The organism is Enterobacter sp. JBIWA008, assembly GCF_019968765.1.
Taxonomy (GTDB): Bacteria; Pseudomonadota; Gammaproteobacteria; order Enterobacterales; family Enterobacteriaceae; genus Enterobacter.
Genome location: NZ_CP074149.1, coordinates 4,711,636 through 4,731,092, shown reverse-complemented (window position 1 = coordinate 4,731,092; position 19,457 = coordinate 4,711,636). Strand labels below are relative to the sequence as shown.

The following is a 19,457-nucleotide window of genomic DNA, read 5'->3' as shown; positions in this document are numbered from 1 at the left end:
AGTAGGAGAATGATTGTTGAAAAGTTGATCCATACTATGCGTACAGCCTGTGGATTATGCTGCAATAGCAGGCTCACCTCCGTGGTTGTTCAGGAATACCGCTGTGTCTAAACAAAACCGTGCTCCCCACTCGTCACCACTGCCTGCGGGCATTGTGGAACTGTCGGTACACAGACCGCCCCACATTACCCATGCCACGCCGGATTTTCTGGCGGAGGAAGTGCCCGTTGCTCTGGTTTACAACGGTATTTCCCATGTGGTGATGATGGCCTCGCCGAAAGATCTGGAGCTGTTCGCGATTGGTTTTTCCCTCTCGGAAGGCATCATTGAACACCCGCAAGAGATTTACGGCGTGGATGTGGTGAAGGCCTGCAACGGCCTTGAAGTGCAAATCGAACTCTCCAGCCGCCGCTTTATGGGGCTGAAAGAGCGCCGCCGCGCGCTGGCCGGGCGTACCGGATGCGGCGTCTGTGGCGTTGAGCAGCTCAATGATATTGGCAAACCCGTTGCGCCACTGCCGTTTACTCAGACCTTTAATCTGGCTCACCTCGACCATGCGCTCGAGCACCTGAACGATGTACAGCCCATCGGCCAGCTGAGCGGCTGCACGCACGCGGCGGCATGGGTGTTGCCGTCGGGGGATATTGCCGGGGGGCATGAGGACGTTGGGCGCCACGTGGCGCTGGATAAGCTGCTTGGTCGTCGTGCGCGTGAAAGTCAGGTCTGGCAGCAGGGCGCGGCGCTCGTTTCCAGCCGCGCCAGCTATGAGATGGTGCAAAAATCCGCGATGTGCGGTGTGGAAATTCTGTTTGCGGTCTCAGCCGCAACGACGCTGGCGGTGGAGGTGGCGGAGCGCTGCAACCTGACGCTGGTGGGCTTCTGCAAGCCGGGAAGGGCGACGATTTATACCCATCCGCAGCGATTAATAGTTAATCAATAATTTTGAATGATAATAGCAAATCCTTCCGCTTTTAGTTGTTCATGATGAGGTCTAATATTTATCTCATCAAGGCACGGAGCCTTACCTAAACAACTTAATGAAAGGGTTTATATCATGAAAAGCATCAAAACTTTTGTCGCTGTAATCGCTCTGGCTACTTCTTTCGGTTCTTTTGCTGCACAGACCGTGACCGCAACCGCGTCAACCATTGATGGCGCAGAAGCTAAAATCGCGGCTCAGGCTCAGGAAGCGGGCGCGTCATCTTACAAAATTACCCAGGCGTTCTCAGGTAACCGCGTACACATGACTGCTGAACTGACTAAATAAGCTGTCACACCGTCGAAAGAGCGCCCCCGGGGCGCTTTTTTAGCTTATGCCCGCCACGCGCAGCAGCGCGGTTACCACTGCCGCAGCCACGATCACCACAATTAACGGCATCTTTCTCCAGGCCAGAAATACCGCAAACGCCACGCCCAGTACGCGCGCCATGCCGGCAAAGTGGTCACCTTCATAAAACGTGGTCGCCAGCGCCACGGAAAACAGCAATACCGTTGCCGCATCTGACAGCAGCGCCTGCGAACGTTCTGACAATGCCAGCCTGCTGCCCAGTTTCGCCCCGCCAAGACGCATCAGGTACGTTCCCGCAGACAAAATGGCGATGCCGAGAATAAAAAACGTCATGTTTCCCATTATTTTTTCCTCGCAGCAAGACCCAGTAATGAGAGCAGCACCGGTAATCCCACCGGAGCAAACGGCACGGCGGCCAGCGACACAACGGCACCGCTGCAGGCGCGGATTAGCGTGGTACGGTTTTTAAACGCGGGAACTACCAGCGCCAGCAATATGGCCGGGAATACCGCATCCAGGCCAATGGTTTCCGGATCCGGCAGCAGTTTGCCGACCATGGCGCCCAGCAGGGCCCCCAGCGGCCAGACAATCGCCACGCCTAAGCCGCACAGCCAGTAGGCGGCTTTACGCTGCTCGGCGGTTTTTTGCGACAGGCCAAACACCACGCTTTCGTCGTTCATGATGTGGCAGCCCAAAAGGCTCAGGCCACGTTTGCCCACCAGTTCACGCACCGTCACGCCAAACGGCACGTGCCGCGCGTTGACCAGCAACCCCGCGGCGGCGGCCGCCAGAGGATTACCGCCGCTCGCCACGATGCCGATAAACATAAACTCAGACGCGCCCGCGAGTACGGTGATGGAGAGTACAAACGGTACCCAAACCGGGAAACCGTAGGCCATCGCCAGGGAGCCGTATGACATCCCGACAACGCCGACCGCGAGACAGACCAGGATGATTGCTTTTATGGTGTCGCCTTTCAGGCAGGAGAGATGATGCTTCATACATTTTTAGCCATATCGAACGTGTATCCATTATAATGAACGCAACAGAAGTGTTTTTCAAGATGAACGATTCGTTCGATTTATAGAACAAAAAGGGCCGTTTTATGACGCAGCCAATCAGCGTAATCGCCAAAAGCCTGGTGCGAGAACGCCTGCGAACCGGGCTTTCACTGGCGGAAATCGCTCGCCGTGCCGGGATCGCCAAATCCACGCTTTCTCAGCTTGAGTCCGGCAACGGTAACCCGAGCCTGGAAACGCTGTGGTCGCTTTGCGTGGCGCTGGATATTCCTTTCGCCCGCCTGCTCGAACCACAGCAGCCTACCACTCAGGTGATCCGTCGTGGCGAAGGTACGAAGGTCGTTGCCGGACAGGCCAACTACGAGGCGATACTGCTGGCGGCATGTCCGCCGGGCGCGCGACGCGACGTATACCTCCTGCTTACCCAGCCGGGCGCAGACCGCATTTCCCAGCCGCATCCGCCGGGGTCCGTTGAACATATTATTGTGACGCAGGGGCGCGCGTTAGTCGGCCTGATCGACGCGGCGGAAGAACTCGGCCCGGGAGATTACATCTGTTATCCCGCCGATCGGCCGCATATCTTTAAGGCGCTGGAGCCGGATACGCACGCGCTGCTGGTGGCGGAACAAAACTAACAGAGATACGGAAACTCATGTCGCTTAAAGCCATTGCTAAAGAACTGGGGCTGTCAGTCACCACCGTCAGCCGCGCCCTCAACGGATATGACGACGTCTCCGCCGAGACGCGCGCACGCGTGGAAGCAGAGGCCCAGCGCCGTGGTTACCGACCGAACACCTTCGCCCGCCGCCTGAAGATGGGCAAAATTGACGCCGTCGGGCTGGTGTTTCCCGTACATCCTGTTCCGCTCAATAACAGCGTTTTTATGGACATGGTCGGCGAAATTAGCCATGAACTTGCGCGACATGAGATCGACTTATTGCTCATCGCCGACGACGATCTGGCGGATAAGCACAGCTATATGCGCATGGTGCAAAGCCGCCGCGTCGACGCGCTGATCGTGGCGCACACGCTGGATCACGATCCCCGTCTTGAGCAGCTTCAGGCCGCCGGTTTTCCTTTCCTGGCGCTTGGGCGCAGCCACCTCCCGCAGCCGTACGCGTGGTTTGACTTCGACAACTACGCCGGTACGCATCAGGCGACCCGCTGGCTGATCGAGAAAGGCCATCGGCGTATCGCGCTACTTGGCGAAAGTAACAATCAGGCGTTTATCACCCAGCGCCGTCAGGGCTATCTGGACGCCCTGCGGGAAGCCGGGCTTTCCAGCGAATGGCTGCGCGCTATGCCGCCTTCGCGCCGCGTCGGGTATGCCACCACGAAAGAACTGCTTGCCCTGCCGCAGCCGCCCACGGCCATCATCACCGACTGCAACACCCACGGCGACGGCGCGGCGATGGCGCTGGCGCAGCTGGGGCGTTTATCCGGCGACAACGCCGTCTCGCTGGTGGTCTACGACGGCCTGCCGCAGGACAGCATCGTCGATATTGACGTGGCGTCGGTTATCCAGTCCACCCGCCAGGGCGTTGGGAAACAGATTGCCGATATGGTGCGTCAGCTGATTAACGGCGACGATATTGAACAGCTTCAGGTGCTCTGGCAGCCAGAATTTACCCCAGGCCAGACGGCCTAAATACCGCAAAATTTTAAACCCGATCACAGATCCGAAACGTTTTGGTTTGTATCCGAAACGTTTCGGATCAACACTCAGATCATCCCGATGACAGGAGATGTCTGATGCAAAATTCCGTTTTACGGCTCGAAACCACGACGGTAGACGTGGTGATTAAAACCCATCCGTTCGCCGAAATTCTCTACTGGGGGCCTCATCTTCGGCACTTTTCGCCGCAGGATGTTGCTATGCTCGCGCGTCCTGTTGCCAACGGCAGGCTTGACGTCGACTCCCCGGTCACGCTGATGGCCGAGCTGGGGCACGGCCTGTTTGGCTCGCCGGGCATTGAGGGGCATCGCGAGGGGCTGGACGGTTCCCCGGTGTTCAAAACCACGCAGGTGCAGCAGGACGTAAACACCCTGACGATAACTGCCGAAGATGAGCATGCGGGACTGCGCCTGACCAGCGAGCTGGCTCTGGATGCCAGCGGCGTGCTGGTGGTTCGTCACGGTTTAACGAACCTGAAAGCGCTCCCCTGGCAGGTGGACCGTTTCGCCGTCACCCTGCCGGTGGCCGAGCGCGCGCAGGAGGTAATGGCCTTCCACGGACGCTGGATCAGGGAGTTTCAGCCGCACCGCGTAAAGCTTGAACATGACAGCTTCGTGATTGAAAACCGCCGGGGTAAAACCTCCCACGAGCACTTCCCGGCGCTGATTGCCGGTACGCCGTCGTTCAGCGAAATGCAGGGTGACGTCTGGGGGGTACATCTGGGCTGGAGCGGTAATCACCGCCTGCGCGCGGAGGCGAAAACCGACGGTCGTCGCTATCTCCAGGCCGAAGCGCTCTACCTGCCGGGTGAAATGGCGGTTGAGGAAGGCGATACGCTCTGGACGCCGCGCCTGTATGCCAGCTATTCCACGCAGGGCCTGAACGGCATGAGCCAGCCGTTCCACCGCTACCTGCGCGACAACGTCATCCGCTTCCCGGAAAACAAACCGCGCCCGGTGCACCTCAATACCTGGGAAGGGATCTACTTCAACCACGATCCGGACTACATCAAGCGCATGGCCGACGAGGCTGCCGCGCTGGGCGTAGAGCGTTTCATCATCGATGACGGCTGGTTCAAAGGCCGTAACGACGACCATGCCGCGCTGGGCGACTGGTATCTGGACGAGAAAAAATACCCGAACGGCCTGACGCCGGTGATCGACCACGTCAAACGGCTCGGCATGGAGTTTGGCATCTGGGTTGAGCCGGAAATGATCAACCCGGATTCAGATTTGTACCGCGCGCATCCTGACTGGGTACTGGCGCTGTCGGGCTATCCCCAGGCGACCGGACGACACCAGCTGGTGCTCAATCTCAATATCCCGGAGGCCTTTGATTACCTGGTGGAGCGCATGAGCTGGCTGCTGGGCGAGCATGCGGTCGACTACGTGAAGTGGGACATGAACCGCGAGCTGGTGCAGCCGGGGCACAACGGTAAAGCTGCCGCCGACGCCCAGACCCGCCAGTTTTACCGCCTGCTGGACGTGCTGGGCGAGCGCTTCCCGCACATTGAGTTTGAATCGTGCTCCTCCGGCGGCGGGCGCATTGATTATGAGGTACTGACCCGCAGCCACCGATTCTGGGCATCCGACAACAACGACGCGCTGGAGCGCAGCACCATCCAGCGCGGCATGAGCTACTTCTTCCCACCGGAGGTGATGGGCGCGCATATCGGTCATCATAAATGCCACGCCACCTTCCGCCAGCACGGCATCGCCTTCCGCGGGCTGACGGCCCTGTTTGGCCATATGGGGCTGGAGCTGGATCCGCTCACCGTGGACGCACAGGAGCGCGAAGGCTATCGCCATTACGCCGCGCTGCACAAGCAGTGGCGAGAGGTGATCCACCATGGTACCCAGTGGCGTATTGATATGCCGGATGCCACCACGCTGGTGCAGGGGATTGTGAGCGAAGACAAGGCGCAGGGGCTGTTTATGGTTAGCCAGCTTGCGATGCCGGACTACAGCCTGATGATACCGCTGCGCATGGCGGGGCTGGAGGCCAGCGCCCAGTACCGCGTCACGCTGCTCGATCACCCGAATATTCAGATTACGGGTGAGGGAGGGCACACCATGCGCAAGCTACCGGCGTGGATGGAAACGCCGCAAACGGCGAGCGGCGAGTGGCTGATGCAGGCGGGCATTGCGCTGCCGATTCTGGATCCGGAAACCGCCATTCTGATTGGCGTCGAACGCGTGTAAGGGTGACGGGCCGGGCAGCCGGCCCTCCGTTGAGGATAAAAATAATGAGCACAACAACCTGTACCCACAAAGACAACCCTAACTTCTGGATCTTCGGGCTGTTCTTTTTTCTCTACTTCTTCATCATGGCCACCTGCTTTCCGTTCCTGCCGATTTGGCTGTCGGACATCATCGGCCTGAATAAAACCCATACCGGGATCGTCTTCTCCTGCATCTCGCTGTCGGCTATCGCCTTCCAGCCAGTGCTGGGCGTGATTTCGGACAAGCTGGGGCTGAAAAAACACCTTCTGTGGATTATCGCGGTGCTGCTGTTTCTGTTCGCACCGTTCTTCCTGTACGTCTTCGCGCCGTTGCTGAAAGCCAATATCTGGCTGGGCGCGCTGAGCGGCGGGCTGTATATCGGTTTTGTCTTCTCGGCCGGATCGGGGGCGATTGAGGCCTACATCGAACGCGTGAGCCGCAACAGCTTCTTTGAATACGGCAAGGCGCGGATGTTTGGCTGTCTCGGCTGGGGCTTGTGCGCCTCAACGGGCGGCATCCTGTTTGGTATCGATCCGTCGTATGTTTTCTGGATGGGATCGGGAGCGGCATTGCTGCTGATGCTGCTGCTGGTAGTTGCGAAGCCGAAGCCCAACCAGACGGCGCAGGTCATGGATGCCCTGGGCGCAAACCAGCCGCAAATCACCGCTAAAACCGTGTTCAACCTGTTCCGCCAGCGCAGAATGTGGATGTTTATCCTCTACGTGATTGGCGTGGCCTGCGTGTATGACGTTTTCGACCAGCAGTTTGCCACCTTCTTTAAAACCTTCTTCGCCACGCCGCAGGAAGGGACCCGCGCCTTTGGTTTCGCAACGACTGCGGGGGAGATTTGTAATGCCATCATTATGTTCTGCTCGCCGTGGATCATTAACCGCATCGGCGCGAAGAACACGCTGCTGATCGCCGGGGTGATTATGGCGACGCGCATTATCGGCTCGTCGTTCGCCACCACTGCCGTGGAGGTGATTGCCCTCAAGATGCTGCACGCCCTGGAAGTCCCGTTCCTGCTCGTGGGCGCATTCAAGTACATCACCGGGGTGTTTGATACCCGTCTGTCGGCGACTATCTATCTGATCGGCTTCCAGTTTGCCAAGCAGTCGGCGGCCATTTTCCTCTCCGCTTTTGCCGGGAATATGTATGACCGGATCGGCTTCCAGGAGACGTATCTGATGCTGGGCTGTTTCGTGCTGGCGATTACGGTGGTGTCGGCGTTTACGCTGAGCAGCAGGCAGGAGATTGCCGCCGCCGCGGGGGCAGCGGCGTTAACACATCAGTCCAGGTAAAAGACCTCTTTCAGCTCGGTACTTACCGGGCTGTTATCCGGGTTCGACGGCATAACGTCGCCCATATGTTTCCACCAGCGCTGGCAGACGTCGGTATTCGCTACCGCGTTCCAGCGCGCCTCCGATTCAATCTCTACGGTCGCAAACAGCAGGTTACGTGCTTTGTCGAGATAAATGGCGTAGTGGTGAGCGCCGTGGTCTTTCAGTACTGCTGCAAGCTCAGGCCAGATCGGATTGTGGCGACGCGCGTACTCCTCGTGCGCGTCCGGGTTGACCTGCATCACAAACGCTTTGCGGATCATAGGGCCTCCAGGTAGAGCTCGCGGACTTCATCGCGGCTGGCGGTACGTGGGTTACACGGCGCACACGGATCGGCGAGGGCTTTATCCAGCCAGCCTTCAATATCGGCTTTGGTCACGCCGAGCTGGCTAAAGCCCGCAGGGATGCCGACGCGAGCGCTCAGGTCGCGAATCGCCTGAATGGCGGACATGCTGGCGGCTTCATCGCTCATGCCGCGGGTATCGACGCCCATCGCCTGCGCCACGCGGGCGAAACGCGCAACCGCGTTCGGGCGGTTAAAGCTTTCGACGATCGGCAGCAGTATGGCGTTGCATACGCCGTGCGGCAGGTTGTGGGTCGCGCCCGGCTGGTGCGCCAGGGCATGCACAAGGCCGAGACCCGCACTGTTAAACGCCATGCCCGCCAGATACTGACCAAACGCCATCTGCTCGCGCGCTTCAAGGTTATGACCGTTGTCGACCGCTTCCGGCAGCCACAGGTTGATCAGGCGAATCGCCTCCAGCGCGTTGGCGTCGGTCAGCGGATGCGCGCCAACGGACACGTAGGCTTCAATGGCGTGGGTTAATGCGTCCATACCGGTTGCGGCGGTCACGGAGGCGGGAAGATCCAGCATAACGCTGGCATCGTCCACGGCGATGTCCGGGATGATGTTCGGGTCAATAATCACCTCTTTCACCTGACGCGCGGAGTCGATGATCAGCGCATTGCTGGTCATCTCCGCCGCCGTGCCTGCGGTGGTGTTGATCGCCACCAGCGGTACGCCCGCATTTTTCACCTTGCCGACGCCGGAATAATCGGTTGACGCGCCGGGGTTGGCGGTGAGGATTTTAATCGCCTTGGCGGTATCAATCGGGCTACCGCCGCCAAAGGCAATCACGTAATCACACTCCGCGTCCCGGTAAGCCGCAAATCCTTTTTGCACCAGCGCTTCTGTTGGGTTCGGGAACACCTCATCGAACAGGTGATACGACATCTGATGGGCGTCCAGCGCGGTAAACAGGCTGTCAAGCAGGCCCAGCTTCACCAGCTGGCCGTCGGTGACAATCAGCGCTTTTCCCCACTGCTTGTACGCTACCAGGTTGACCATATCGCCGATTGCGCCCGCGCCGTGAAGGCTGATTTTGGGAAGTGCCAACATAAAGCTCATGATAATTCTCCTGAACGATCAACGTTTGTCCTGCGAAGGTGTTATGCGTATAAATCCAGCGCGGATTGCAACGGGGTCACGCCAAAGCGCTTGCCGAGGGAGATGAGCGCTTCCCGGGGAATGGTCTGCTTCATGCCGCCCATGGAGTACACCTTCACCAGCACTTCCGCTGATTTCTCGGCGGTGTCGATCAGGCCAAAGGTTTCATCAAGCGTAGGGCCGCTGCCGAACACGCCGTGGAACGGCCACAGCACCAGAGCATGTTTTTGCATATCAACGGCGGTTGCCTGGCCGATTTCGTCGGTACCCGGTACCATCCACGGCAGAATGCCCACGCCGTCCGGGAACACCACCAGACACTCGGTACTGCCTTCCCACAGCTTGCGGGTGATGAAGTCGGCGCTGTTTTCCAGCACGTAGGTCAGGGCGATCAGGTTGGTGGCGTGGCAGTGCATAATCACGCGGTCTTTGCCGTTAGTTGCCCTGATGCGCTCGCAGTGGGAGAGGAAGTGCGCCGGCAGTTCGGAGGTGGGCACCGCCTCGTCGGTCAGGCCCCACAGAATGTGGTAGCCCGCGCCGTCGCTGTCCACTTTCACCACGCCGAGGTTGGCCTCCGGGTCGAGCTGGACGTTACGGAAGAACTTGCCGGAACCGGTGACGATAAACGGCGTGTTGGCGAGCAGCGGCATCGGCTGGCTCAGCGCGATATAGCGCGGCTTCTGGTGGAAATCGGCCGCGAACGGTTCGATATCCGCGTCGTCCAGGCGCAGCGTCAGGTTGCCGCCGTTGCGCTCGTCCCAGCCTTTCAGCCAGGCGTCGGAGGTGGCTTTGATCATGCCCTGGACGAACCAGGAAGTGGTGATGGTCTGCATAGTTTTATTTTCCAGTTATCGCGGTGAGGGCAAAATTACCCGCGCTTACTCAACACGTCTTTCTCGTACGCGCGCACGTTTTCCAGCCACTGGCTGCCTGCCGGGACGTCGTTACGCTGGCAGTACATCTCCCACACCGCCTGCCACGGCAGGGATTTCTGCTCTTCCAGCAGCGCCAGACGCGCGGTGTAGTCGCCGTTAGCCTCCAGCTGTTTCAGCGCGGCGACAGGCTCCAGCAGCGCGCGCAGCAGAGCTTTCTTCATGTTGCGGGTGCCGATAACCCACGCCGCGATGCGGTTGATGGAGGCATCGAAGAAGTCGAGGCCGATGTGTATGCGGTCAAAGAGGTCGTGGCGGATGATTTCGCTGGCAATCGCCTGGGTTTCGTCATCCAGCAGCACCACGTGGTCGCTGTCCCAGCGCACCGGACGGCTGACGTGCAGCAGCAGGCGCGGCACGTAGAGCATGGCGGCGGAGATTTTGTCGGAAATCACCTCGGTCGGGTGGAAGTGGCCGGCATCCAGGCACAGCGCGGTCTGGCGGCTGGTGGCGTAACCCATATAGAACTCGTTCGAGCCAACGGTATAGCTCTCGGCGCCAATGCCAAACAGCTTGCTCTCTACGGCATCGATGTGGTGCGCCGGGTCCAGCCTCTCGCTGATGGCCTCATCGAGCGCGGCCAGCAGGCGCTGGCGCGGAGCCAGACGATTGACGGTGATGTCCTTCATGCCGTCCGGGATCCAGATGTTCATCACCGACGGCGTGCCGAGCTGCTCGCCGAAATACGCCGAGACGCGGCGGCTGGCCTTCACGTGGTCGATCCAGAACTGGCGGATATCGTCGTCAGCGTGGGCGAGGGTAAAACCGTCCGCGCTCAGTGGATGTGAGAAGCAGGACGGATTAAAGTCCAGGCCCAGCCTGTTGGCTTTGGCCCACTCTACCCAGTTCTTAAAGTGTTCCGGTTTGATTTCGTTGCGCGCCACCGGCTCGTCGGATTCGAGATAAATCGCGTGCAGGTTCAGGCGTTTTGGCCCCGGGATCAGGCTCAGCGCCAGCTCCAGGTCGGCGCGCAGTTCGGTTGCGTTACGCGCTTTGCCTGGGTAGTTACCGGTGGCCTGAATACCACCCGTCAGGGAACCGCCCGGGTTCTCGAAACCGGCGACGTCATCGCCCTGCCAGCAGTGCATGGATACGGGCAGACGGTCGAGCTGGCGCAGCGCCTCTTCGACATCCACGCCGACGGCGGCGAAACGCTGTTTAGCCAGGCCCCAGGCTTGTTCTAATTGAGTTGTCATGCACAAAGCTCCTTAGTCAGTCGGTTTTGCTGAAACTGCGCCCGAAAGCGAGCAATTTCACTGCAGGGATTGGAGGTGAAAGTGGTCAGGCTGGCGTTCGCCGCCACTACCGAACGGAAGTCGTCAACGTTGGAAAGTTCGTCCAGGGTCATCAGCTGAATGCCGATGTTGCCGAGCGTGGAGGCCTCCACGGGACCTGCCACCACGGTGATGCCGCAGGCATCGGCGCAGAGCTGGTTCAGCAGCTGGTTCTGGCAGCCGCCGCCCACGATGTGCAGCTGGCTGAACGGTTTTCCGCGAAGGCTCGCCAGCTCGCTGAGGATGTCGGCATACAGCAGGGCGAGGCTGTCAAAAATGCAGCGCGCCAGTTCGGAAGGGCTGGACGGCACCGGCTGCCCGCCCTCAACGCAGGCGGCCTGAATTTCGGCGCTCATGTGCGCCGGGTTTATAAAGCGATCGTCGTTCGGGTTGATCAGGAAAGTGCAGGCCTTCAGCTTCTCGGTTTCGGCGATAAGCGCAGGCAGGTCGGTAATGTTCTGCTCTCTTAGCACCCGCTGGAGCAGCCACAGCCCCATGATGTTTTTCAGTACGCGGTAGCGCCCTTCGGCACCGCCTTCGTTGGTAATGTTTGCGGCCATCGCGGCATCGCTGGTGTACGGGGTTTTGCTCTCAAAGCCCATCAGCGACCAGGTGCCGGACGAGAGGTAAGCCGCGTCTTTGCTCGCAAGTGGGGACGCTATCACCGCGCTGGCGGTATCGTGGCTGGCGACGGCAACGACAGGGATTGCATTCCCCTGGGGGCAAATCCAGTGACCGATCACGTTACCCGGGTGGGTTGGTGTGCCGAACCAGGAAGGCGACGCCCCCGTCCAGGCCAGCAGATGTTCATCCCAGCTATCCGAGTTGATGTTGACCAGCTGCGTGGTGGTGGCGTTGGTATATTCCCAGTTCATGTTGCCGGTCAGGCGATAGCTCAGGTAGTCCGGGATCAGCAGAGCATGGGCCACGTCTGCGACCAGCTCCGGCTGTTGCTCGACCAAAGCACGCAGCTGATAAAGCGTGTTAAACGGCAGAAACTGAATGCCGCTGCGCCCGTAGATGTTGTCCTTGCCAAGCTGGGCGATAGCGTGCGCCATCAGGCCGTCGGTGCGGCTGTCGCGATAAGAAACCGGCAAGCCGACGCGCTCGCCATGGCTATCAAGCAGAACGTAGTCCACGCCCCAGGTATCAATGCCGATGCTGTCGATGCGAATGCCATCGTCGCAAACGTTGTTCAGTCCGATACGGATCTCCGCCTCCAGGGCATCGATATCCCAGGCCTCAAAACCGTCCTGCTTTTGCAGAAAGTTGGCGAAACGGTGCATTTCGCGAAGCGAAAGCGTGTGCTGCTCACGGTCCCAGCTCGCGAGCATTACGCGGCCGCTGGATGCGCCTAAATCGACAGCCACACAATGGCGAAAAGTCATGGTCGGGTCCTTTCTTAAGTCATTAGCGGTGAGTGTAAAAAAGGGAAGAAAAAGTCACCTTCTCACCACTGACAGGCCAAATCTCGCGCTGGCAAGAAAGCAAAGGTGAATGTGAGGGAGTTCACAGTTTCCAGCAGCGGCGGGGTTCTCAGACAGTGTGACGCTGACCGCATTTCCCGATCTTTCCCCCTGTTTCTTGAAAAATGGACAGCTTTTGCGAGGTTTACTGCCAAAAATTGAAGGTGAGTGTGGGAGGCCTTAATTACTATTTTGAGAACATTTTTCATTGGTGGAGGCCGTTATGACCATATTGCACAGCGTGGATTTTTTTCCTTCAGGAGGTTTGCCTGTCGCGATTGAGCCGCGGCTTCCTCAGGCCGCGTTTCCGGAGCATCATCATGATTTTCATGAGATTGTGATTGTTGAGCGCGGGACGGGGATTCATGTCTTCAATGGCCAGCCCTATACCATCAGCGGCGGTACGGTGTGCTTCGTGCGTGACCACGATCGGCACCTGTATGAACATACCGACAACCTGTATCTGACTAATGTGCTCTACCGTTCCCCGGACGCGTTCCAGTTTCTTTCGGGGCTGAATCAGCTGTTGCCCCAGGAGCAGGACGGACACTATCCGTCGCACTGGCGGGTGAATCAGTCCATCCTGCAGCAGGTGCGTCAGCTGGTGAGCCAGATGGAGAAGAGCGAGGAGGGGCAGGAGACGCACGCCATTGCCTCGCGCGAACTGCTGTTTATGCAGCTTCTGGTGCTGCTGCGCCGCAGCAGTCTGGTTGAAGGGCTGGAAGATAATAACGCGCGCCTGAACCATCTGATGGCCTGGCTGGAAGATCATTTCGCTGAGGACGTCTGCTGGGAAACGCTTGCGGATGATTTTTCACTGTCGCTGCGCACCCTGCATCGCCAGCTTAAGCAGCACACCGGGCTGACGCCGCAGCGCTACCTTAACCGTCTGCGCCTGATCAAAGCGCGTCATCTTTTACGTCATACCGACGAAAGCGTTACAGATATTGCCTACTGCTGCGGTTTTGGCGACAGCAATCACTTTTCAACGCTGTTTCGCCGGGAATTTAGCTGGTCGCCGCGCGATATTCGTCAAGGGAAAGACGCGATGCTTCAGTAACGCGAGGGCAGTCACCGTTTTATTTCCGCAAAAAAGCTAATAGTGTCAGGTTATTCGGCGTAGAGGTCGTGATGTGGCTGCTCAGTTAATTCTTCGCAAAGATGATTTTTATGCCTCCGCGAGTCAGGCCGTCACGGTGGCCGATCGCTACCCGCAAGACGTCTTTGCCGAACATACCCACGAGTTTTGCGAGCTGGTGCTGGTGTGGCGCGGTAACGGCCTTCACATCCTCAACGACCGTCCCTACCGCATTACGCGCGGCGATCTGTTCTACATTCGCGCGGAGGATAAACACTCCTACGCCTCGGTTAACGACCTGGTGCTGCAGAACGTTATTTACTGTCCGGAAAGGCTCAGGCTTAACGTGGACTGGGCCGCGAGCATTCCGGGCTTTCTTGATGCTAAGGGTTCTCCGCACTGGCGCTTAAGCAGTAACGGCATGGCTCAGGTGCGGCAGGTTATTTCTCAACTGGAGCAGGAGAGCCAGAAGAACGACCCCGTATCTAATCAGCTGGCGGAGTTGCTTTTCGCCCAACTGGTGATGACGTTGAAGCGCCACCGTTACGCCACTGATAACCCCTCCGCCACGACGCAGGAAGCGCTGCTGGATAAGCTCATCACCCGGCTTGCGGGCAGCCTGAATAAAAACTTTGTTCTGGAGAAATTCTGCGAGCAGGAACAGTGCAGCGAGCGCGCGTTGCGCCAGCAGTTCCGCACCCTGACCGGGATGACGGTGAACCACTATCTGCGCCAGCTGCGCATCTGCCATGCACAATATCTTCTCCAGCATACGGAGTGGATGGTCAGTGATGTGGCGATGTGCTGCGGCTTTGAGGACAGTAACTACTTTTCAGTGGTGTTTAACCGCGAGGTGGGGATGACGCCGGTACAGTGGCGTCATCGCAGTCGAAAAGGGTCGTAATCAGTTTGCCATCCCGAGGCCGACTATATTGGCAGCGATAATAATTACCACGCAGCCGAGGCTCAGTACGCCAACCGGACGACGTCCGGCGTTTTTCCACTCTTTCAGCACCAGCCCAACCAGCCCGCCGCAAAGTACGTAGAAACTCATGTGCAGCATCCAACTTATGTAGTCGTATTGCGCCGGAATGCTGGCGTGGCCCCAGGCGTAGAAGAAGAACTGCAAATACCACATCAGGCCGCCGAGAGCGGAGAGCAGAACGTTGGTGATGATAAGCGATTTTGCCAGCGAGAAGTCGGTTTTTACCGACAGGTTTTTGACTTTTGCCAGACGAATGAAGCAGAAACCGAGGTTAACCATCGCGCCGCCACCCATAATCACGACATAGCTTGGCAGCGCAACGTACAGCGGGTCGACGCCCAGCGCGGCAGCCGCTTCGTGCATCGGTTTGGCGGCGTTCATGGCGAAAGACATGCCGGCCGAGAAAATGCCGCACATCACCGCCAGCAGCAGGCCTTTCTTCAGGTTAAAATCTTCGGCTCTAATGCCCATCTTGCGCTCTTTTAACTGCCCCGCGCGAGTCACAATTCCTACACCAATGACCGCTACCAGCACGCCCAGGAGCGTCATCCGCCCACCCTGTGTATTAATAAGCACGTCAAAGTTGCCGTTGAGAATTGGCGTCATCAGGGTACCGACGATCAGCGTGATGCCAATTGCGATACCAATGCCCATCGACATGCCGAGATAGCGCATGGTGAGGCCATAGTTGATGTTGCCGACGCCCCACATCGCGCCGAACAGGAACACCGGCAGCAGGGTGGTGGCGCTGAAGGAGGAGAAGTAGCCCCAGAAATCGGGCAGCAGCATGGCGCTAATGGTCCAGGGCAAAATCAGCCAGGACACGATCCCGCCAACGGACCACATGGTCTCCCATGACCAGCCCCTCACTTTTTTGAACGGAGCATAGAAACAGGCTGCACTGGCGGCGCCTATCAAATGCCAGAAGATACCCATCGTAATCGCATGATTCATTTTTACACCCTCATCGTTTTTATCGTCAGTGGCTTCCCACCGACTTGAGGAGTGTAAAAATTAGGCGGTTTGGGAACCTTCAGAAGGTTGCCGCACATGTGTTCTGGATGGCAATCAGCACGTTAACCGCGTGAGCAGACGCACATTTCCGCTATTAATCGAAAAACGAATAACCTTATAAAAACTACGGCATTGATAATCATTTTCAATATCATTTAATTAACTATAATGAACCAACTGCTTACGCGGCATTAACAGCTGTGCCGCCCGACAATAATGGAGAGGATTATGAGTTATACACTGCCATCCCTGCCGTATGCCTATGACGCACTGGAACCGCATTTCGACAAGCAGACGATGGAAATCCATCACACTAAACACCACCAGACCTATGTGAACAACGCGAACGCCGCGCTGGAAAGCCTGCCAGAGTTCGCTAACCTGTCTGCTGAAGAGCTGATCACCAAGCTGGACCAGCTGCCAGCGGACAAGAAAACCGTTCTGCGTAACAACGCTGGCGGCCACGCTAACCACAGCCTGTTCTGGAAAGGCCTGAAGACCGGTACCACCCTGCAGGGCGACCTGAAAGCGGCTATCGAGCGCGACTTCGGCTCTGTTGACAACTTCAAAGCGGAATTCGAAAAAGCCGCTGCAACCCGTTTCGGCTCTGGCTGGGCGTGGCTGGTTCTGAAAGGCGACAAGCTGGCGGTAGTGTCTACTGCTAACCAGGACTCCCCGCTGATGGGTGAAGCAATTTCTGGCGCATCCGGCTTCCCAATTCTGGGCCTGGACGTGTGGGAACACGCTTACTACCTGAAGTTCCAGAACCGTCGCCCGGACTACATCAAAGCCTTCTGGGACGTCGTGAACTGGGACGAAGCAGCAGCGCGTTTCGCCGCTAAAAAATAAGGTTGCATTGACGCCTGTGAGAAGCGAGTCTAATGACTCGCTTTTTTTGTATCTGCAGAAAGGAGCAGCGATGCATTATCCGGTGAACGTGTTTACAGGCAAGGTAAGGGATTACGACGGCAGCCGCCCGAGCGCCATCGCCAAAATTCAGGTCGACGGTGAACTGACGTTAACCGACCTTGGGCTTGCGGGCGACGAGCAGGCCGAAAAGAAAATCCACGGCGGGCCGGAACGCGCGCTGTGCCACTATCCGCGCGAGCACTATGAGCACTGGAAGGCAGAGTTCCCCGAGCAGGCGGATCTCTTCGTTGCCCCCGCGTTTGGCGAGAATCTTTCCACCGAAGGGCTCACCGAAAAGAATGTGTTTATTGGTGATATCTACCGCTGGGGCGATGCCCTGATTCAGGTGACGCAGCCACGCTCGCCGTGCTTCAAGCTTAACTACCACTTCGGTATTCAGGATATGTCTGCCCAGCTGCAAAAAGCGGGTAAAACCGGCTGGCTGTATCGCGTGGTCCTGGCTGGGCAGGTTTCTGCGGATGCCCCGCTTGAGCTGGCGTCGCGCCTGAGCGATGTATCTGTTTATGAGGCCTGCGCTATTGCATGGCATATACCGTTTGACGACGAACAGTATCACCGCCTGCTGTCGGCTGCGGGGCTATCGACCAGCTGGACGAGAACGATGCAGAAGCGGCGTTTAAGCAGCAAGATCGAGGATAATTCGCGGAGATTGTGGGGGAAGTAGTTCTCCGTAAAAAGTAGGCCGGGTAAGGCGAAGCCGCCACCCGGCACTAACCGCTACGAACGCTTATACAACGGTAGCCACAGCGTTAACCGTAGTCCACCCAGCGGGCTGTCGTCGGCTTTCACCCAGCCACGGTGCTGCTGCATGGCGGTTTCAACAATCGCCAGACCCAGTCCAGTACCACCCGATTCCCGGTCGCGCGCCTCATCGGTACGATAGAACGGACGGAAAATCTGCTCGCGGTCTTCCGGGCTGACGCCTGGGCCGTCGTCATCGACAATGACGGTGATCCCGTCTTTATCCACCGAGAAGGCCACCTCAATCTTCGTGTGCGAGTAGCGCAGGGCGTTACGCACGATGTTCTCCAGCGCGCTTTCGAGCGTGTTAGGGTTACCGTACAGCGGCCACGGGCCCGGCGGGAAGTTGACGGTGAATGATTTACCCATCTGTTCCGCTTCGAACGCCGCGTTGTCCAGCACCTCGTGCCACAGGTGATTGGCTTTCACCGTTTCGCTGACCAGCGCGTTTTTCTGCTGATTACGCGACATGACCAGCAGGTCGTTGATCATGCTGTCCAGGCGGTGAGCTTCCGTTTCAATACGCTCCAGCTCTTTGCTCTCACCGCTGCGGCGGCGCAGCAGCGCGGTGCCAAGCTGCAAGCGCGTAAGCGGGGTACGCAGCTCGTGCGAGATATCCGACAGCAGACGTTGCTGTGCGGTCATCATGCGATCGAGAGCGCTCACCATCTGGTTAAAACTGGTCCCGGCGGCAAGGAACTCCTGCGGTCCGGCTTCCAGTTCAGGGTGTTGTCGCAGGTTACCCTGCGCCACCTCATCGGCGGCATTCTTCAGCTTACGTGCCGGTTTTGCCAGGCTCCACGCCAGCCATAACAGCAGCGGCGAGCTGACCAGCATGGTAACAATCAGCAGCAGGAGAGGGCGGTCAAACAGCAGGTTGATAAAATCAGACTGGGAGTTGCTCGCCGGACGGATCAGGTAGAGCTGATAATTATCCTCTCCGTCTCTGACGGAGAAAGGCCCCACCATCTCTACGCGGCCGTATTTCTTCTTCTGGGGATGATCGGCGTTATCCGCCTGGCCAATGAAGTTGCGGATAATCTGCATTTCATTGCGATCGGCCCCAATGACGCGGCCTTCGCTGGTCACCAGCAACAGGCGTTGTCCGGGCGGCGCCCACTTGTCGATAGCGCGAAACAGCCTGCGCCACCACATCAAATCGTTTGGCGGATCGTTTGCCAGCTCGGCTTCAACATGTTGCTCGATCATCACGCCCTGACGTTGCTCGCTGTCGAGAAGCTCCGTCATCTGGCGTGAGTCGAGTTTTGGCAACATCAAAACGAGCATTAAAACCAGTGCCAGCGTCAGCCAGAAGATGGCGAAGATGCGGGCGGTTAAGCTTCCTATCATGAAGCGGAAACCATCAGATAACCGCGACCACGCAGGGTTTTAAACCATGGGTGACCGTCTTTACGCTCAGGCAGCTTACGGCGCAGGTTAGAAATGTGCATGTCGATGGCGCGGTCAAACGGTGTCAGACGTTTGCCCAGCACTTCCTGACTTAAATGCTCACGCGATACCACCTGGCCGAGGTGCTGCGCCAGCAGATACAGCAGGGTGAACTCCGTGCCGGTCAGTTCCAGCGTCTGGCCATCAAAGCTCGCTTCCTGACGGCCCGGGTTCAGGCTCAGGGAGTCGACTTCCAGGGTGGGTGAGCTGTTGTCGGTATTTTGCTGCTGTTCGCTCCAGTGGGAACGACGCAGGATAGCGCGAATACGGGCAACCAGTTCACGGTCGTTAAACGGCTTCGGTAAATAGTCATCCGCGCCCAGCTCAAGGCCGAGTACGCGGTCAAGTTCGCTGCCGCGTGCGGTCAGCATAATAACGGGAGTCTGGTGCGTCTGGCGAAGCTCTTTCAACGTATCAATGCCGTTTTTCTTCGGCATCATCACGTCGAGCAAAAGTAAATCGATGCTGTCGTCAAGGAGACTCAGCGCCTGCTCGCCATCATGGGCAACCAGGACGTTGAAACCTTCCATGTCGAGCAACTCCTTTAAAAGGGATGTGAGCTCTCGGTCATCATCAACTAACAGGATTTTATTCATT

20 protein-coding genes are annotated in these 19,457 nt (G+C 58.1%); 10 read left to right on the top strand and 10 right to left on the bottom strand.

Features of this window, described 5'->3' with window-relative positions:
- Positions 1-103: 103 nt before the first annotated feature.
- Positions 104-940, top strand: a complete 837-nt coding sequence (fdhD, locus tag KGP24_RS22945) for a formate dehydrogenase accessory sulfurtransferase FdhD (protein WP_223561891.1) — start codon at positions 104-106, stop codon at positions 938-940.
- Between the two features lie 114 nt (positions 941-1,054).
- On the top strand, positions 1,055-1,267 hold the full coding sequence (locus KGP24_RS22940) for a DUF1471 domain-containing protein (RefSeq protein WP_023309747.1): 213 nt from the start codon (positions 1,055-1,057) through the stop codon (positions 1,265-1,267).
- A 39-nt stretch (positions 1,268-1,306) separates the two neighbouring features.
- Here KGP24_RS22940 and KGP24_RS22935 read toward each other — a convergent pair whose 3' ends face one another.
- Positions 1,307-1,630, bottom strand: coding sequence for an AzlD domain-containing protein (locus tag KGP24_RS22935; RefSeq protein ID WP_032662707.1), 324 nt, complete (start codon positions 1,628-1,630; stop codon positions 1,307-1,309).
- Complete coding sequence (locus KGP24_RS22930; RefSeq protein ID WP_032662709.1) at positions 1,630-2,289, bottom strand: AzlC family ABC transporter permease; 660 nt, start codon at positions 2,287-2,289, stop codon at positions 1,630-1,632. The genes KGP24_RS22935 and KGP24_RS22930 overlap by 1 nt, the downstream gene beginning before the upstream one ends.
- A gap of 104 nt (positions 2,290-2,393) precedes the next feature.
- Here KGP24_RS22930 and KGP24_RS22925 point away from each other — a divergent pair, with 104 nt between their 5' ends.
- The 4 genes from KGP24_RS22925 to KGP24_RS22910 all read left to right on the top strand — a co-directional run bounded on the left by KGP24_RS22925 (position 2,394) and on the right by KGP24_RS22910 (position 7,505).
- Complete coding sequence (locus KGP24_RS22925; RefSeq protein WP_223561890.1) at positions 2,394-2,942, top strand: XRE family transcriptional regulator; 549 nt, start codon at positions 2,394-2,396, stop codon at positions 2,940-2,942.
- A gap of 17 nt (positions 2,943-2,959) precedes the next feature.
- Positions 2,960-3,955 (top strand): LacI family DNA-binding transcriptional regulator, encoded by a 996-nt coding sequence (locus KGP24_RS22920; protein ID WP_223561889.1) that lies wholly within the window; start codon positions 2,960-2,962, stop codon positions 3,953-3,955.
- A 104-nt stretch (positions 3,956-4,059) separates the two neighbouring features.
- A complete protein-coding gene (locus KGP24_RS22915) occupies positions 4,060-6,183 on the top strand; it encodes an alpha-galactosidase (protein WP_223561888.1) in 2,124 nt (707 codons plus the stop codon).
- Positions 6,184-6,227: 44 nt separating this feature from the next.
- Entirely contained in the window at positions 6,228-7,505 is a 1,278-nt protein-coding gene (locus KGP24_RS22910) for an MFS transporter (protein WP_223561887.1), read from the top strand.
- Here KGP24_RS22910 and rhaM read toward each other — a convergent pair.
- Genes rhaM through rhaB form a run of 5 tightly spaced genes read right to left on the bottom strand, consistent with a single transcriptional unit; the run spans position 7,493 to position 12,585 of the window.
- Entirely contained in the window at positions 7,493-7,807 is a 315-nt protein-coding gene (gene rhaM / locus KGP24_RS22905) for an L-rhamnose mutarotase (RefSeq protein WP_223561886.1), read from the bottom strand. The genes KGP24_RS22910 and rhaM overlap by 13 nt on opposite strands.
- Positions 7,804-8,952 (bottom strand): lactaldehyde reductase, encoded by a 1,149-nt coding sequence (fucO, locus tag KGP24_RS22900; RefSeq protein ID WP_223561885.1) that lies wholly within the window; start codon positions 8,950-8,952, stop codon positions 7,804-7,806. Before fucO ends, rhaM begins: the two co-directional genes overlap by 4 nt.
- A 41-nt stretch (positions 8,953-8,993) precedes the next feature.
- Complete coding sequence (gene rhaD, locus KGP24_RS22895) at positions 8,994-9,824, bottom strand: rhamnulose-1-phosphate aldolase (RefSeq protein ID WP_223561884.1); 831 nt, start codon at positions 9,822-9,824, stop codon at positions 8,994-8,996.
- Between the two features lie 35 nt (positions 9,825-9,859).
- A complete protein-coding gene (rhaA, locus tag KGP24_RS22890) occupies positions 9,860-11,119 on the bottom strand; it encodes an L-rhamnose isomerase (protein WP_223561883.1) in 1,260 nt (419 codons plus the stop codon).
- Positions 11,116-12,585: a rhamnulokinase gene (rhaB, locus tag KGP24_RS22885; protein ID WP_223561882.1), complete on the bottom strand. Its 1,470-nt coding sequence runs from the start codon at positions 12,583-12,585 to the stop codon at positions 11,116-11,118. The genes rhaA and rhaB overlap by 4 nt, the downstream gene beginning before the upstream one ends.
- A gap of 301 nt (positions 12,586-12,886) precedes the next feature.
- On the opposite strand from rhaB, the gene rhaS reads away from it, so the two are divergent.
- A complete protein-coding gene (rhaS, locus tag KGP24_RS22880) occupies positions 12,887-13,723 on the top strand; it encodes an HTH-type transcriptional activator RhaS (RefSeq protein ID WP_223561881.1) in 837 nt (278 codons plus the stop codon).
- A 73-nt stretch (positions 13,724-13,796) separates the two neighbouring features.
- Complete coding sequence (gene rhaR, locus KGP24_RS22875; RefSeq protein ID WP_223561880.1) at positions 13,797-14,645, top strand: HTH-type transcriptional activator RhaR; 849 nt, start codon at positions 13,797-13,799, stop codon at positions 14,643-14,645.
- Here the strand turns inward: rhaR and rhaT are convergent, their stop codons facing one another.
- Positions 14,646-15,680 (bottom strand): L-rhamnose/proton symporter RhaT, encoded by a 1,035-nt coding sequence (gene rhaT, locus KGP24_RS22870; RefSeq protein ID WP_223561879.1) that lies wholly within the window; start codon positions 15,678-15,680, stop codon positions 14,646-14,648.
- A gap of 288 nt (positions 15,681-15,968) precedes the next feature.
- Here rhaT and sodA point away from each other — a divergent pair, with 288 nt between their 5' ends.
- Together sodA and yiiM are read left to right on the top strand one after the other, a co-directional pair.
- Positions 15,969-16,589, top strand: coding sequence for a superoxide dismutase [Mn] (gene sodA, locus KGP24_RS22865; protein WP_004203668.1), 621 nt, complete (start codon positions 15,969-15,971; stop codon positions 16,587-16,589).
- 7 nt (positions 16,590-16,596) lie between these two features.
- On the top strand, positions 16,597-17,334 hold the full coding sequence (gene yiiM, locus KGP24_RS22860; protein ID WP_223561878.1) for a 6-hydroxyaminopurine reductase: 738 nt from the start codon (positions 16,597-16,599) through the stop codon (positions 17,332-17,334).
- A gap of 53 nt (positions 17,335-17,387) precedes the next feature.
- Here yiiM and cpxA read toward each other — a convergent pair whose 3' ends face one another.
- Positions 17,388-18,761 carry an envelope stress sensor histidine kinase CpxA gene (cpxA, locus tag KGP24_RS22855; RefSeq protein WP_023309731.1) on the bottom strand — a complete coding sequence of 458 codons (1,374 nt, stop codon included), beginning with the start codon at positions 18,759-18,761 and terminating at the stop codon, positions 17,388-17,390.
- Entirely contained in the window at positions 18,758-19,456 is a 699-nt protein-coding gene (gene cpxR, locus KGP24_RS22850) for an envelope stress response regulator transcription factor CpxR (protein WP_006179159.1), read from the bottom strand. The genes cpxA and cpxR overlap by 4 nt, the downstream gene beginning before the upstream one ends.
- Between the last annotated feature and the right edge of the window lies 1 nt (position 19,457).